Genomic DNA, 13674 nt, shown 5'->3' on the forward strand with positions numbered 1-13674 from the left:
GCTCTGGGTGGCTACTGTTGACCCGCTGGTGTTCCGGTGGTTTTGCGTTGGCCGTGAGTGGGCATGGTGCTGGCGTTCCATCGATGTAGTAACAAGAGTCAATCTTTATATATTCTCCGAATATTCTCTAGATATGGCCCGGAGTATACCGACTGAAAAATCTGAAGCGGATGTGCTTGAGAAAACAGGCCAACGCACACTTCAGATTGGAGCAGATAACCCTATCCGAATTAGCTCGGGGCATCGAATTTTACATCATGATGGGAAGTGTTCGCGGCCGCACGGGCACAACTACGAGATCTCGGTCGAAGTGACTGGGGAACTCACTGATGAGGGGTGGGTCGTTGATAAAGGTGTTGTGACGGATATTATTGATGCGTGGGATCACATGTTCCTTGTCGAAGAGGGCGATCCGCTCGTTGACGCGTTCGAGGAATCTGGTGATGGTGACGCGCTCGTCGTTCTTGATCATCCACCAACAGCGGAGGTGATGAGTGTCTTACTTGAAGAACGGATGCTCGATGTGTTCCCGGACACTGTATCGGACGTGTCGGTGTCAGTGCGTGAAACTGGGGAGCTCTGTGCGTCGTACTGATGCCGGTTGCTAGCGACATCGAAGAGCCTACACCGGATGCTGACGCGGCTGGTGAGGGCCTCCCGATTAACGAGGTGTTCTACTCGTTGCAGGGTGAGGGAACGCTTGCTGGCGTGCCCTCGGTGTTTGTGCGGACCTCTGGGTGTAATCTGCGGTGTTGGTTCTGTGATTCGTATCATACGTCGTGGGAGCCGACCGGGGCGTGGCGCGATGTCGATTCGCTTGTCGAAGAAATTCGGTCGCACGAGCAGGCCAATCATGTTGTACTCACGGGTGGGGAACCGATGATTCACGAGGAGTCCGTTGAGCTCTTAGAGCGACTGGCTGCTGAGGGGTATCATACGACGGTGGAGACGAACGGGACGATTTACCGGGATGCACCGATCGACCTGGCGAGTATCAGCCCGAAGCTGGCGAGTAGCACACCAACGCCGGAGCGTGACCCGAAAGGCGACGGGGAGTGGGAAGAGAAACACGAGCAGAATCGGATCGACATGGACGCGCTCTCCCGGATGGTTGACGAGTACGAGACGCAGCTGAAGTTTGTCGTGACCGACGAGTCGGATCTCCCGGAGATCACGGACCTGGTTGATCGGGTACGAGAAGCGTCGGCGACGACAGTGGCGGATGATGACGTGTTGTTGATGCCGGAGGGGATGACGCGAGAGCAACTTGATGGGACGCGAAGCGAGGTCGCCGAGTTAGCGATGGAGTACGGCTATCGGTACACCCCTCGACTCCACGTAGACCTGTGGAATGACGCCCCAGGAACATGAGCATTGTACTGAGACAGCCCAATCGAGATCGTGTGGTTCCGCAAGTACGGCGTGGTCAACAGAGCAGCAATCAATTCGACGTAACTGAGCAAACATGAGTACTGAAAGCGCGGTGATTTTGGCGTCAGGTGGAATGGATAGTGCGACGGCAGTGTACGAGGCGATGGAACGCGGGTACGAGCCGTACCTGCTTCACACGTCGTACGGGCAACGCACCGAAGACAAAGAGTACGAGTGCGCGAAAGCGCTTGCTGAGGAGGTTGACGCGGCTGACTTCCTCCATATCGAAACTGGGCATCTCGCACAGATTGGGGCGTCGAGCCTGACGGACGAAGAAATGGACGTGGCCGATGCGGACTTAGAGAGCGACGAGATCCCGACATCATACGTCCCGTTCCGGAATTCGAATCTGCTGTCGATGGCAACGTCGTACGCAGAAGCGACTGACTCAGAGGCGCTATTCATCGGCGCGCACTCAGAAGACTTCTCCGGATATCCTGACTGTCGCCCGGCGCTCTTTGAGGCGTTTCAGCAAGTGATCGATGTCGGGACAAAACCGGAGACCACGATTGAATTGAAAGCGCCGTTCGTCGAGTGGTCGAAAACGGAGATTGCGGAGCGCGGGTTGGAACTCGACGTGCCGTACAATATCACGTGGTCGTGTTACCGTGACGAGGAGCCGGCGTGCGGAACGTGTGATGCCTGTGCGTTTCGGCTCGAAGCATTCCGGAATGCCGGGTCACGCGATCCGATTGCGTACGCTAAACGCCCACAGTTCTCCTAAGTAGTGCCCACAGCGCGACGTGTACAATAACATCGGGTTTCTAATGAGGTGCTACCCGTGGTGTGAGTGGGCGACACGCTAATGATATTCCTGTGAGAATACGAGCGTATGCCGAAAGTGAGCGTGGAAATTCCACAGGAACTGCTCGACGATCTCGACGCGCATGTTGGTGACGAGGGGAAGTTCGTCAATCGAAGCGATGCGATCCGCACGTCGATCCGCAAAACGCTGGATATGCTCGATGAGATTGATGCACGACATGGACGACTTGAGACGGACGAAACTGAATCTCACTAATCGCAATCAATGTGCTGCGTGAATCAGCGATTCTTGAACACGTAATGTGGACTCAACAGGTGTGAACACAACGTGATGGTAGATTTAGAACGGTTTCATCGAGAGGCGATTGCGACGCCATCGCATCAGGACGTCGGTGAGATGCGGTCGTTACTGGTGGATACGTTGTCCGACGCGGGATACGAACCCGAGGTGGATACGGTTGGATGTGTTGTTGTGACGCGCAGCGGTGAGTCTGCTGGCCCACATTTGGTACTGAATACGCATTTAGATACGGTGCCGCCGCACATTCCGTACGAGCGGGATGGTAACGTGGTTCGGGGGCGGGGGAGTTGTGATGCGAAAGGACCGATGGCTGCCTTCATAGATGCGTTTTGTGCGGCGTCACTAGATCGGGGGAAACTGACGCTGGCGGTGTCGCCGGATGAGGAGACATCGCAGTTTGGCGGGGAACACCTTGCGGAGACACTCTCACCTGATGGTGTGATTGTGGGTGAACCGACTGGGTTGGATGTATGTGTTGCTGCTCGTGGGTCGTTCGGCGGGCATGTCACGCTAATCGGGCAAAGTGCGCACGCAAGCGACCCGGAGAGCGGGCAGAATAGTATCAACGCGGTCGGACCGCTGGTTGAGGCGTTAGCACGATTTGACGAAGAATGTAGCCCGGATGACCACCAACTGCTTGGTGCGCCAGTGTTGTCGCCGACGCGGATCGATGGGGGCGGGCCGTTGAATCAAATTCCGGCGGAATGTACAGTGAGTTTCGACAGACGAAGTGTGCCGCCAGAAACCAGTGACGGGTTTTTCGCCGCGCTGAGGCGGTACTTGCAACGAGAGATTCCTGACGGGTACGAGGTTGCGGTGGAACCGGCGTATCCGGAAAGTCCGGACCCGGAAGCGTTCTTAGCGAACCAGGATACAGAGCTTGTTCGGACGCTGGTGGAGATGAGTGGTGGGGAAGTTCGTGCGTTCGGGGCGGCGACGGAAGCGTCCTACTTTGCGCCGCATGCACCGACAGTTGTGTTCGGGCCGGGCGAGTTGAGCGATACAGACGGACCGGTCGCGCATAGTGACAGAGAGTACGTCCGGGTTTCAGACGTTGGGGCCGCCGCAACCACGGTCACGGAAAGCATCGAGAAGTTACTGAATTAGTGCGGCTATACAGCATTCTGTGGAGTGAAGCGAGACAAGTTGAAAGACACATAGATACTAGATTGTGTAGAGGTCAGAAAACACTAGGCGTCGAGAATGTGAGATACAACGATTTCCTGAAAAGCAGAGACACAACTGATACTATTTTATTTGCTGCCGATCCCTAGACGCATCTGGTCGATCTCAACCCTGAATTCAATCACCCCCGAATTGATCGTCCCGACGCGATACGCCCGAACGAGCTGTCGGCGTTCCCGCTACCGATTCCAAACGATTCGTTGTACTGACGCGAGGAAGAACCTCTTCGATCGAACAGCCGTCGAAGCGGACCCCGCGGTACACCGCGATATAGTCGTGCTGTGAATCGACGTCCCGTCTTGTCTGTCCGCGCCTCGTGTCTACTGGGCTCGATGCGCTTGTCCCGCCCTCCAGACGCCGAGGGTTCTTATTTAACCGGGTCATGATGCCGGGACACTCCGATGCCCGAAATGAATCTCAAACATGGAAGCAGGAACGATACCATCTACCCTCCCACACGAGATACCGCAGAACACCCAACCACTCAGGACACTGCTGCTGGAACACCGATACGGTCTCCAATCCCTGAGAAACACTCGAACAACCGTTCTAGCCTGGACGAACTCCGTGAGCAATCCATCGATACGGACCAAATCGCTGAGACACTCGAAAACGCCGCTGAAAAGATCGAACCAGCAGCGCGGACCCTCATGGCTGAACCACTCCCCGAACAGATCTCTCATTGGCTCGATCTACACGGCATCGACCGGATCAACGACGAGACTCGTCACCTAATCGGGAAACAGTCCGCGTTCCAACTCTTATTGAAAACCACGCTCTACGAGTACTATCACCAACGAGGCAGACTCCCAGCTCTCCCAGACGACATCCCAACAGCACTTCGGCGCGCACGAGAAGAGACCGGAGACGCTGCGTTCACAAAAACTGTCCTCGATGAAATTGTCGGGCGAGCAGACGCAGATGTCGCCGACGATATCTCTGTCCATCGCCACGACTTACTCGCAACCACACAGCCTGCGGAAACGATCGCGCACATCTACGAAACACTCGTTTCGAGTCCTCACCGGCGCTCACTCGGCCAGTACCGAACACTCCCCGCGATCAGCGATCTCATGCGTTCATGGGCGAGTTGCGGGGCTGAAACTGTTCTCGACCCGGGAATCGGGGCAGGCGCGCTTTCCACACCATACCACCCGGATTGGTCGCTCACAACTGACCCTGACCATGCGGTTGGGATTGATCGAAGCCCACTTGCTCGAATAATGGGGGCGACTGCGCTCACCATCTCCGGGCAGTCACACGATACACGCGCAACCGACTTCCTCCACCTACCATCCGATGAACTCCCTCGTGATGCTGACGCCGTCATCGCAAACCCCCCCTACACCGACAGCCAAACGCTTGAGACGCCTGACAAACACTCGTACCGTAGAATAGCAGAACAAGAGACCGGCTACGACATCCCCGCGAAAACACCACTGTACGCGTACTTCCTCTACCGTTCTCGACGGTTCCTCACAGAGGGGGGCCGAATGGCGACGATCACTCCTCAAGCTTGGCTCGCCACTACCTACGGCCGCACGCTCAAGCAGTTCCTCCTCAACGAATTCGAAATCAAAGCGCTGATCCAGCTCAACCCAGAAACGATCAGCGCCTTCGACGGCCCAGCAACTACCGGCCTGATTACGTTCCTCGAAGCGTCTAGTGACCCAGATCCAGACACCAACGTCCGGTTCATCCGCGTTGACGACCTGTCCAAACTCGAAACCACGTCCGGTGACCGTGACTGGCAACCCGTTCGGAACCTCATCAGTGGTGCCGAGACGAGCGCCGGTGACTGGGGTTTCGCCACCACCGTCAAGCAAGAAAATCTCGAACCGAGTGAGAACTGGGAAGCTCAATTCAACCCCGTCGACATCGACAAGAGTGATCTTTCACCGCTTGGCGATCTCCTTACGGTCTCCCGCGGACCGACGACCGGTAACGTCGAATTTTTCTGCCTCAGTGAACCGGACGTAGCAGCTACCGGCCTCAGCGAAAGACACTTAACGAAAATCGTCCGCCGCCCAAGCCACATCCATGGGTACGACTACAAAGAAACCGACTGGCAGGCTGCCCGGGCCGACGGGAAGGACGTCTGGTTATTAGACCCGGACGAGATCGAAGCCATCCCCGACACAGTCACCGAATTCGCCGAACAAACACGCGTCGACTGCGCGACCGTTCCTGTCGACGTCGACGAACCTAACACCGACCTGATAAACTACCTCCATGAAGGAGTCACCGAACACGGCCTCGCCGAGATCAAAACACTCCAAACACGACAGTACTGGTACCGTCCCCGTTGGAAGCCACCGGCGGAGGTACTGGTCCAAAGCGCAGGTCGGGACGGGTTCAGATTTATGCTGAACGAGGCTTCCGTCCGCAACACGAACGCTTGCTACGGCTTCTACGACATCGCCCTCTCTAGCCGCGAACTCAAAGCACTACTCGCCTACCTCAACAGTGATGTCTTCCACGAGTTGGTCCGCCAACACCAACGGACCCTCGACGGCGGCTTCGAAAAAATCGAACCCCGTAACCTCGAACGCGTGCCAGTCATAGACCCAACTGACCTTCCTGATGAGACCGTTACGATTCTCTCAAACGCGTTCGATGAACTACGGCAAAGAGCACGCCAAGGAAATGAGATTACTGATGTGATCACTCGGATCGGCCACATCATTAGTCACGTTGTCTGAGAGAACCGCCTCGATTTCAATACCCCGGTGCGCGCCAGTGCTGTGACCCGTGCTGTGTATGAAACGATTTCTCTGTACCGCCAGCCCCTGGTTCTCACCTTCTCGACGCGCCGCCCGCCGTGGTGGTCGGTGGGGCGCGCCCGTTGAGGGCAGCTGGTTGCTTCTTCGTTTCTTGATGTTCCCGTGGTCGATTGTCCAGTTGGTCTGCTTGCCTGCCGAGCGTTGCCACTGGGGTTGGTGTGTACGTTCACACCAGCTTCCTTGAGCCTGCCCGGCGTGTGAGCGCAACGCCCGTGTCTGCCCCGCGCTGCCGCGTCGGCTTAAAGAGAGGTGGGGACGAGTCCTGACCTGCCCGCCTCCCCAGCCGCCCGCGGGCGGCGTCGCCCCGGGCGTGGTGTGAACACCAGTATGCCTATGACAAGAGGAAGACATAAAAAGCCGAGCGGCGCATGAGCCATCATCCGCCTTCCCAGCCACCCACTCACTCCCGCGGGGTAAATCCCTCTCACCAATCTATAGTAACACACATCTGCGGAAATTCGAGGGGACAATAGAACTCGGGGAGAGACAGATTACGCCCGCAGATTGCTCCCCCGAGCTTTATAGTCGCTTAGCAGCTTGGGATACTGTCTCGTCCGACTCGACCCGCGGCCGACTCCTTTTGCGGTGGTTTCTGCGCCCCGTCGGCAGCCTTTTCAGGGGCCTTCTGCGGGGGTAGGATGTGAGTTTTGCGGGGGTTTCTGCGCCCCCCGCAATCCCCCGCAAAAGCTTATGCTACCACAGTCAATAACATGACACATGCCCTCCAGAAACCCAGACGAGGTGGCTGCTGATCACGTAACGATTGACAACTTCTGCGGTGGCAGTGGTGGTTCGGGATCGGACGGGACGGACTGTATAGCTGTGGGGACCGACGACCCCGCCTCCCTCATCGACGCGCTCGGACGTGCGACTGAGTTAGCTGGAGTCGATTATGATGGCTCAGGAGACACCAGCGTTGTGAAAAAATTCCTTCCGACTGGATCGCAGGTACTGCGAGATCCTCCATATTGGATCGTGTGTGGGACTAATCCCGATGAGATACGCTCTACGTTGCTCCAGAAGGTACAAGATTTGAACGGGCGAAAAAAGGTCGTGATGACAGACTGGCTCGCCTGCTGCGATACTGTCGCGTCGTTGTCGTCGTGGCTCGATGCGCTCCTTGACGCCGGGGCGGCCGTGACTGCCCTCCAGTCTGACGTCGTGCTCACTCCTGGTGAATCGATCGACTCCGCCGCCGTCACTACCCTGCTGGGTGAAATCTCGACCGCGTCGCTCAACACCCAAGATGCAACTCCGCCCGATTACCTCCGGCGCGACTGGTCGGGTCGCGTCCCGACCGGGTGTGAGGTCGTTGGCGGTGACCTCGTCCCCAGTGGCGACTACGGTGAGGTGCGTGAGACGCTCCTCGAAGTCATCGCTGATGACGGGTTGTCGCGGCGGCAGGCAGCGGATCGGATTGGGTGTTCGCCGCGCACGGTCACGCGCATCTTGGAGGACACTAAGCGGCGGGAGTTGTACCGGCTCCCAGCAGCGTCTGCGGGCGAGTAGCTCGGCAGGCGTGGTGTTACAGTAGCGCGCCACGCTTCAGGTTTGACGTGTCGAGTATGGTGCCTACTCTCTGACCAAGGACTGGTTGGGGTTTTAGCATTTGGAATTCGTACGCGGCAATATGTATTCCGACGAGGGGTACCGGATTCGAGAAAACACGGGAGATCCATCGGCTCCGTCAGTCGATGCGGTTATTGATCTGGCATTGGAACGCGCCGCTGATCCGCGATCCACCGAACATCCAGATGGTCATTTCGACCAGTATATCAGCGACGCTGTCGAGCAATTCGGGGAAGACGACGTAGTGAACTGTATCCGTTTCACCCTCGTCGACGGCTATACTCATCGCATGGCGGGTACTGCTGCCTTCGGTGAGGATGACTATGCTTGGGGGATTGACGTTGGTGTCGCAGCGATCGCCTACCTACGAGATCTTCACGAACAGCGAGAGTCGGGAAGTGATTCATGACCTCATGCCATTCCACTCACCACAGCAGGGACGATCCACGACCACCTCAACGCACTACGCGACCCTTTCGTCGACGTATACGCACCCGTACAGAATCAATACCAGCAGGACTAAAACAGAAATAATTCAGCGCACCATAGATATATATCGCTACAACCGGTAGACCACCGTACGGAGCCTCTCACACATGGACCTCACAGACATCCCCGACGACGCATACGACGGCGGGGAGTCACCGCCTGCTCTCAACGAGCAGGAATCCCCCGACTCGCTCCTCAAGCGCGGGCCGATCCGAGAGCGACTTCTGGATATTGTCGTCGGGCTTCGCACGCCGACGAAGGTATCGACGATCGCTGAGCGCGCCGACTGTGACACCGAAACAGCTCGGGATTACTTGGAGTGGTTCGACGAGATGGGGATGGTTCAGCGGCACGATGGCCGTCCAGTCCGGTACGAACGCAAGGACGCGTACTTTCAGTGGCGACGCATCGACCGGATCCGCGAAGAACACTCCGAGCAGGAGATTGTCAACGCACTCGGTGATGCGCTCAAACAGATCGAGGACTACAGAACACAGTTCGAGGCAGAACACCCGGACGAAGTCTCACTCGTCGACGCAACCCAAGCGCAAAATCTGTCCACCGAAGCAGCATGGGAAGCGCTCTCCGAGTGGGAGACACTCGAACAACGAGCCGCACTCCTCGACGCAGCACGCCGAAACAATCCAGTCACTGGTAGCAAGCCCGGTCCAGTCGATGCCTGAGGACACGGCTGACCCGCCCAGTCGCGGTCCCATCGATACAGAAATCCTCGACCGGATCGCTGCCCACCTTGCCCAGAGCGATCGATTCGATAACATCGAGACGCAACCGCCGTATGCCCCGAACGCTGTCATCGCCAACTACGACCTCGGATACTTCCCAGGCGGGATCACGCGTGCGTACCTGCGGATCCGCTGGTTCGAGACCGACGACTTCAGCATCCACTATTCGGAGCAATACCAAACCGGGAACTCGTGGGAATGCCGATGGGATCGGCACCCGAATGATCATAACACCCGCGATCACTTCCATCCGCCCCCAGATGCGTCGACTTCCGGTGAGGATGCCGCCTATTCCAAAGACTGGCGTGACGTACTCGCAACCGTCCTCACCAATCTTGATGACCGGATCGAAGCCTTCTGGGACGAGTGATTATCTGACGAAGGAGAAAACTGGTTCGTAGCACCAATCCACAGCGTTGACATCCTCCTCCGCGTAAATGGAGGAGAATCCTGAGTGTTAGAGATTTTAGGCACTGTTGTCAAGCAGAGGGTTTCAACAGAGCCGCCTACTGTTGAAAATAGATCTAGTGTGTCAGTTGAATCCTCTGAATCCGACTTGCCGAGGAGACAATCAGCTGGATATTTTATAAGCAACGCCGAGAAACAGGGGTACTGTAGCAGGTCAAACCATCGTTTCGGCGGCGATCTGACAGAGTGTTTCCAGAGTCATTCCGGCGGGGCATGTAGGCCTCTCACGGCAATGACCTGGGTTCGAATCCCAGCCGGAGCACTTCTTTCCTTTCGCCGTCTTGCAGTTTTCGCCCGTGAACTAGAGTGAAACAAACCTATGATTACGGGCAATCACGTTCGATGGACCAACTCACCCCGCTGCCGTCCTGCGATTAGCAGGAGCGCGAGGGCAATGAAGTTCAGTACACTAAACCCGACGCCGTCTTGCGATCGGGGGGAATCGACGGGCAAGAACCTGGGTCCCCTGCGAGGTGGCCGGCAATGAAGAACGCCGACGAGGCAACGACGCCTCTTGAAGGGGTCACAGTCATCACCGAACCTGTTGCTGACCTGCTCAACGAGCGGCAACAGATCGACTACCGCAACCAGCGTGAACAGTGTTTAGAATGGCTTCTCGTGTTCGGTAAAGACCCGAAGAAAGCTGAGGGGTACGCACGGACAACCGTCAGTAATCGCGCCTACCGTATGGATCAGTTCTACCGGTGGGTATGGGATAACGAAGGTGGGTACACGACGAACGTCACGCACGACCACGCAGATACGTACCTGTTGTGGCTCGCCAAGCAAGAACACAGCAACGCTCACAAAGACAACTGTCGGAAAGCACTCCAGATGCTGTACAAGTGGCGTGAGCACGAACACGGTCTTGACGAGTGGGAGCCGGAACTCTCGTTCAGTACCGGGCATAAGACGACCGCGCCGCGCGACTACCTGACCCGTGAAGAACGTGGTCTGATCCGCAGGGCGGCACTCGAACACGGGAGTGTTCCGTCGTATGGGAGCCTCAACGCTGAAGAGCGCGACCGGTGGAAAGCCTATCTCGCTCAGCGATTCGAAAAACCGAAATCGGCGGTGGTTCCAGCCGACTGGGAGAAGGCCAACGGGTGGAAAATCCCGAGTCTCGTCACCGTAAGTCTCGATGCTGGACTCCGCCCGATCGAAGTGGAACGCGCCGTGACGAGTTGGGTTGACATCGAAAACGCCGTCCTACGCATTCCAAAAGAGCAGTCATCGAAAAACACTGGCCACTGGGTTGTCGGACTCCAAGACCGGACCGCAGAGACGCTCGACAGGTGGCTCGAACAACGCAAAACCGATCCGAAATACGACGACACGGACACGATCTGGTTGACCCGCCGTGGGAACACGTACGGGTCGGCCGCACTGCGGAAAGTCCTTCGTCGTCTCTGTGATCAGGCGGAGATCCCCTACGGAAACCGGCAGATGAGCTGGTATTCGATACGGCACTCAACTGGCACGTATATGACTCGGGAGGAGGACCTCGCCGCAGCGCAGGCGCAGCTCAGACACAAGAGTCCCGAAACGACCATGAAATACGACCAAGCTCCCGTCGAAGACAGGCAGAACGCGTTAGATCGGATGGGGTGATCGGTAGCGACCGCCTGCGATACTCAAAGTTCTTCAGACAGTATTTTCCGAGCGATTTCAACCCGGTCATCCTGTGTGTCATCGATGAACACGTCGATGTGATCTCCGTGAGCGTGTTCTGACGAGTGACTCGACTCATTACGGGGGGTTGGATCCGGCTGTACCGGGTCATCCGCGTACGGGTTGAATTCTGGATCCTCCGCAGCGCGCTGCGAGACATCAGTTATTTGTTCAAGTGTATGCCGACGACTCTCGATGGTGGATTCGCCGTAGGTCTGCTTCGTCGTCTCGATGTACTTGTGACGCAGTTGATCGCGGGCCTGCGAGATGTCTTCTGTTTCCTCGATCGACTGCCCGAGGTTGTGCCGGAGGCTGTACCACACGATCTTCCGGTCTTCGTGGTCGATCCCGGCTTCCTCGCAGAGTCGTCGAAGCAGGTAGCACAGGTTCTTCGAGTTGTACGGGTTCCCTTCGCGGTTGAGCCACAGGTGGTTCGTACCGTCGTACTTCTCGTAGTGCCGTCTCTCTTGGATCCATTCGCTCAGGAGATCTCCCGTCGCGTCCGTGAGCGGGAGTTCCGACGTTGGCCGATCTTTCCCCGCGTCGTCCTTTGTGATCTTGAGAATGTTCCGGTTCGACTTGTACCAGTCGGTTCGCGCCCGCCCGACTTCAATCGGGATGATGCCCGTCTCAAGGGTCACGGCAATGAGCGACCCGACCTTGGTACTGGTGTCGGCGCGCTCCCAGTCCTTCCGCGTCACCTCGGTCTTCGGTTTGCCGAGTCGTTGCGCGACGAGGCTGCTGATCTTCTCGCGCTCTGTCTCGGTCGTCTCGTAGTAGGACGGCAACGACCCGTACTCGTTGGCGGCTTGCAGCACTTTCCACCGCTCTTCGAAATTCAGGCGGTCCGCATTCTCGTGTTCGCCGTCCGAGAAGCTGATCCGCGGCCGCCACTGCTCGGCGTCGCCTCGCTGGTCGTGCTGCCACGTGAAGTACTTGATGAGAGCGTTCGAGAACTTTCGCTTGCTGGTCTCCTGGTACGGGTCACCGTTCCGCTGGCAGATATCGTTCTGGTCTAACCACTTCACGATCAGGTCCGCTTGGTCGTGAGTGATCACCGTCGCATCTGCAGGTTCGATTCGGCCGATGACGAACCTGAATATCTGGTCGATCCGTCGATAGTAATTGGTCGAAATGGAGTTGGACAGCGGCTTCTGTCGATCCGGGTTCTTTCCCTTCGTACGCATCCAGTTGTGGAATGCATTGAGCTCATTCTCAACGGCGTTCGCTTCGTCACCGAGCGCCGCCGCAAGCTCGTTCGTAATCGATTTTCGGTTCTTGTCTGTCATTGAAGCAAACAAGTGAATTATCCAGCTACTTAAGAACCCTAGCCCTCAGCAATTTTTGGAAATCCTGAACGGGCTACGTGACCGGTACAGCGTGTTTCTGTCAAAATACGCGATGATCGTGATTTTGGTGCGAATGATACGTGCCAATGGATGCGTTACAATGGGTTATTGAGAGTTCATTCACTCAACATTGTCGCGTGGACCGCTCAGCACACACAGAATCTAAATCGAGTCCAGATCCACTTCTGCTCATCTCGATACAATAGTCACCACAGAACCCTACCGCTGAAATCTAGACGCGTTACTCGTTCTCAAGCGCGTCGTAGATCTCCCGATTTGCATCCCTATCAGCTGCCGCAACCTGCCGGACAAGCTCGCCTCGGATATCTTCCATCACTTCGTCAAGCGGAGATCGAGGCTCTGTACCCTCCTCAGTCGCCATATGTACGTTCTCGTTCTGAGCGCTGTTAATCGTTCGGGTCCGACGAGCCACCGGTCAGTTCGTCGACACCGTACTGGATAAGATCCTCGCGCCACGCTTCGATCTCTCCTTCGAGGTCAATGACTTCGGTGTGAGTACGAAGATATTCGATAGTCTCCGTATCGTCAACTGACGTTTCGTCGGTGCCGAACTGCTTGAGAACCGACCGTATTTCGTCATCGTACGCGAACCGGTATCCGTTGAGAAAATAAAATACGGTCGTCGTGTTGAGAGCTGTACGCTTGTTCGCGTCGACGAACGGATGATTTGCTACGAGGAGTCGAAGAAGATGAAATGCTTTCTCGTGAATCGTCTCCGGAGCGGCTCCAAAACTACCGTCTTCGATGTAATTCAGGACGAACTCGATATCACCACGGTTCTGCACGCCAGACGGCGTGTCAGAATACTCCGAGACGATGTCGTCGTGAATGGCGAGAACATCCTTCACTGACGGATACCAGAACGAATCAGCCATTCACCCAGACGTTGATGCTATCCC

14 protein-coding genes are annotated in these 13674 nt (G+C 56.7%); 11 read left to right on the plus strand and 3 right to left on the minus strand.

Going from position 1 to position 13674, the window contains the following annotated elements:
* The first annotated feature begins 133 nt into the window (after nucleotides 1-133).
* The 11 genes from ACZ5TV_RS01970 (at nucleotide 134) to ACZ5TV_RS02020 (ending at nucleotide 11345) form a co-directional block, all read left to right on the plus strand.
* Nucleotides 134-595, plus strand: a complete 462-nt coding sequence (locus ACZ5TV_RS01970) for a 6-pyruvoyl trahydropterin synthase family protein (RefSeq protein WP_379778160.1) — start codon at nucleotides 134-136, stop codon at nucleotides 593-595.
* Nucleotides 595-1371: a 7-carboxy-7-deazaguanine synthase QueE gene (locus tag ACZ5TV_RS01975; protein WP_379778158.1), complete on the plus strand. Its 777-nt coding sequence runs from the start codon at nucleotides 595-597 to the stop codon at nucleotides 1369-1371. Before ACZ5TV_RS01970 ends, ACZ5TV_RS01975 begins: the two co-directional genes overlap by 1 nt.
* Nucleotides 1372-1465: 94 nt before the next feature.
* Nucleotides 1466-2155, plus strand: coding sequence for a 7-cyano-7-deazaguanine synthase QueC (queC, locus tag ACZ5TV_RS01980; RefSeq protein ID WP_379778156.1), 690 nt, complete (start codon nucleotides 1466-1468; stop codon nucleotides 2153-2155).
* A gap of 108 nt (nucleotides 2156-2263) precedes the next feature.
* Nucleotides 2264-2452 carry a ribbon-helix-helix domain-containing protein gene (locus ACZ5TV_RS01985; RefSeq protein WP_379778154.1) on the plus strand — a complete coding sequence of 63 codons (189 nt, stop codon included), beginning with the start codon at nucleotides 2264-2266 and terminating at the stop codon, nucleotides 2450-2452.
* Nucleotides 2453-2524: 72 nt separating this feature from the next.
* The gene (locus ACZ5TV_RS01990) at nucleotides 2525-3604 is read left to right on the plus strand and encodes a M20 family metallopeptidase (RefSeq protein WP_379778152.1); all 1080 of its coding nucleotides are present in this window, start codon (nucleotides 2525-2527) and stop codon (nucleotides 3602-3604) included.
* A 479-nt stretch (nucleotides 3605-4083) separates the two neighbouring features.
* Nucleotides 4084-6384 carry an Eco57I restriction-modification methylase domain-containing protein gene (locus tag ACZ5TV_RS01995; protein ID WP_379778150.1) on the plus strand — a complete coding sequence of 767 codons (2301 nt, stop codon included), beginning with the start codon at nucleotides 4084-4086 and terminating at the stop codon, nucleotides 6382-6384.
* Nucleotides 6385-7182: 798 nt separating this feature from the next.
* Nucleotides 7183-7974 carry a helix-turn-helix domain-containing protein gene (locus tag ACZ5TV_RS02000; RefSeq protein WP_464384059.1) on the plus strand — a complete coding sequence of 264 codons (792 nt, stop codon included), beginning with the start codon at nucleotides 7183-7185 and terminating at the stop codon, nucleotides 7972-7974.
* Between the two features lie 121 nt (nucleotides 7975-8095).
* Nucleotides 8096-8443 carry a hypothetical protein gene (locus ACZ5TV_RS02005; RefSeq protein ID WP_209486054.1) on the plus strand — a complete coding sequence of 116 codons (348 nt, stop codon included), beginning with the start codon at nucleotides 8096-8098 and terminating at the stop codon, nucleotides 8441-8443.
* A 187-nt stretch (nucleotides 8444-8630) separates the two neighbouring features.
* Complete coding sequence (locus ACZ5TV_RS02010) at nucleotides 8631-9206, plus strand: DUF7342 family protein (RefSeq protein ID WP_379778146.1); 576 nt, start codon at nucleotides 8631-8633, stop codon at nucleotides 9204-9206.
* Entirely contained in the window at nucleotides 9199-9636 is a 438-nt protein-coding gene (locus ACZ5TV_RS02015; RefSeq protein WP_379778144.1) for a toxin-antitoxin system TumE family protein, read from the plus strand. Before ACZ5TV_RS02010 ends, ACZ5TV_RS02015 begins: the two co-directional genes overlap by 8 nt.
* 581 nt (nucleotides 9637-10217) lie before the next feature.
* Nucleotides 10218-11345 carry a tyrosine-type recombinase/integrase gene (locus ACZ5TV_RS02020; protein ID WP_379778142.1) on the plus strand — a complete coding sequence of 376 codons (1128 nt, stop codon included), beginning with the start codon at nucleotides 10218-10220 and terminating at the stop codon, nucleotides 11343-11345.
* Nucleotides 11346-11368: 23 nt separating this feature from the next.
* Here the strand turns inward: ACZ5TV_RS02020 and ACZ5TV_RS02025 are convergent, their stop codons facing one another.
* The 3 genes from ACZ5TV_RS02025 to ACZ5TV_RS02035 all read right to left on the minus strand — a co-directional run bounded on the left by ACZ5TV_RS02025 (nucleotide 11369) and on the right by ACZ5TV_RS02035 (nucleotide 13650).
* Nucleotides 11369-12694, minus strand: a complete 1326-nt coding sequence (locus ACZ5TV_RS02025; protein ID WP_379778140.1) for a tyrosine-type recombinase/integrase — start codon at nucleotides 12692-12694, stop codon at nucleotides 11369-11371.
* A 301-nt stretch (nucleotides 12695-12995) separates the two neighbouring features.
* Entirely contained in the window at nucleotides 12996-13136 is a 141-nt protein-coding gene (locus tag ACZ5TV_RS02030; protein ID WP_379778138.1) for a hypothetical protein, read from the minus strand.
* A gap of 25 nt (nucleotides 13137-13161) precedes the next feature.
* Nucleotides 13162-13650 carry a type II toxin-antitoxin system death-on-curing family toxin gene (locus ACZ5TV_RS02035; protein ID WP_379778136.1) on the minus strand — a complete coding sequence of 163 codons (489 nt, stop codon included), beginning with the start codon at nucleotides 13648-13650 and terminating at the stop codon, nucleotides 13162-13164.
* Nucleotides 13651-13674: the final 24 nt, after the last annotated feature.

The organism is Halorubrum tibetense (assembly GCF_055396225.1).

Excerpts from the sequence above, each read along its gene's own strand:
- ACZ5TV_RS01970 (WP_379778160.1), top strand. The coding sequence starts at position 134 with ATGGCCCGGAGTATACCGACTGAAAAATCTGAAGCGGATGTGCTTGAG.
- ACZ5TV_RS01975 (WP_379778158.1), top strand. The coding sequence starts at position 595 with ATGCCGGTTGCTAGCGACATCGAAGAGCCTACACCGGATGCTGACGCG.
- queC (WP_379778156.1), top strand. The coding sequence starts at position 1,466 with ATGAGTACTGAAAGCGCGGTGATTTTGGCGTCAGGTGGAATGGATAGT.
- ACZ5TV_RS01985 (WP_379778154.1), top strand. The coding sequence starts at position 2,264 with ATGCCGAAAGTGAGCGTGGAAATTCCACAGGAACTGCTCGACGATCTC.
- ACZ5TV_RS01995 (WP_379778150.1), top strand. The coding sequence starts at position 4,084 with ATGCCCGAAATGAATCTCAAACATGGAAGCAGGAACGATACCATCTAC.
- ACZ5TV_RS02000 (WP_464384059.1), top strand. The coding sequence starts at position 7,183 with ATGCCCTCCAGAAACCCAGACGAGGTGGCTGCTGATCACGTAACGATT.
- ACZ5TV_RS02005 (WP_209486054.1), top strand. The coding sequence starts at position 8,096 with ATGTATTCCGACGAGGGGTACCGGATTCGAGAAAACACGGGAGATCCA.
- ACZ5TV_RS02010 (WP_379778146.1), top strand. The coding sequence starts at position 8,631 with ATGGACCTCACAGACATCCCCGACGACGCATACGACGGCGGGGAGTCA.
- ACZ5TV_RS02015 (WP_379778144.1), top strand. The coding sequence starts at position 9,199 with ATGCCTGAGGACACGGCTGACCCGCCCAGTCGCGGTCCCATCGATACA.
- ACZ5TV_RS02020 (WP_379778142.1), top strand. The coding sequence starts at position 10,218 with ATGAAGAACGCCGACGAGGCAACGACGCCTCTTGAAGGGGTCACAGTC.
- ACZ5TV_RS02025 (WP_379778140.1), bottom strand. The coding sequence starts at position 12,694 with ATGACAGACAAGAACCGAAAATCGATTACGAACGAGCTTGCGGCGGCG.
- ACZ5TV_RS02030 (WP_379778138.1), bottom strand. The coding sequence starts at position 13,136 with ATGGCGACTGAGGAGGGTACAGAGCCTCGATCTCCGCTTGACGAAGTG.
- ACZ5TV_RS02035 (WP_379778136.1), bottom strand. The coding sequence starts at position 13,650 with ATGGCTGATTCGTTCTGGTATCCGTCAGTGAAGGATGTTCTCGCCATT.